This window comes from Sphingomonas endophytica (assembly GCF_001476895.1).
Lineage (GTDB): Bacteria > Pseudomonadota > Alphaproteobacteria > Sphingomonadales > Sphingomonadaceae > Sphingomonas > Sphingomonas endophytica_A.
The window spans coordinates 1-632 of the sequence record NZ_LDTB01000286.1; the positions used below are offsets into that span (position 1 = coordinate 1).

Annotated in this window: 1 protein-coding gene; it reads left to right on the plus strand. The window is 69.5% G+C overall.

Features of this window, described 5'->3' with window-relative positions:
• Positions 1 to 282: 282 nt before the first annotated feature.
• Positions 283 to 632 (plus strand): ArdC-like ssDNA-binding domain-containing protein (locus NS334_RS17230; RefSeq protein WP_428835076.1); only part of this gene is annotated, 350 nt, incomplete at its 3' end.

Consider the following 632-nt stretch of genomic DNA (forward strand, 5'->3'; position numbering starts at 1 on the left):
CTCGCAGGCTGCCGCGATTTCATCAGTCGGGCCGTCGTGCTCCGATGTGTAGGGCCTCCGTCCGAGCGCGCTGGTCCTCTTTCTCTTCCCGGATAGCTGCCTGCAGCTCGTCTGCCCTGGTCGGGGCCAGAGTCAGAGGAGAGCAGGGCGCCGCGTGACGGATCGGACCGGGGGAGAGGCCTCCGGCGGCCGTCGCGGAGAACCCAGATGGCTCTTGCAATCTCCGACGCGCCTGTCGCCCCGGCCGAGCGCGCCAACCTCTAACAGCAGATCACCGACCGGATCATCGCCCAGCTCGAGGCCGGCTGCGTCCCGTGGGTCCAACCCTGGGGCAGGGGACCTGGAACGGCCACGATCGCGATGCCGCGCAACGCCAGTACGGCCCGGGCCTATAGCGGCATCAACGTCATGCTGCTCTGGGACGCCGCCGTCGCCCACGGCTACGCCACCCAGCGCTGGCTCACCTTCAACCAGGTCCGGGCGCTCGGCGGCTCCGTCCGCTGCGGCGAGCAAGGCACGATGGTGGTCTACGCCGCCCGGTTCACGCCCAAGGACGAGCGCTGGCGCGCCGATCGCGAAGGCGGTGACGCCCGCGCCATACCCTTTCTGAAGCGCTTCACGGTCTTCAACGT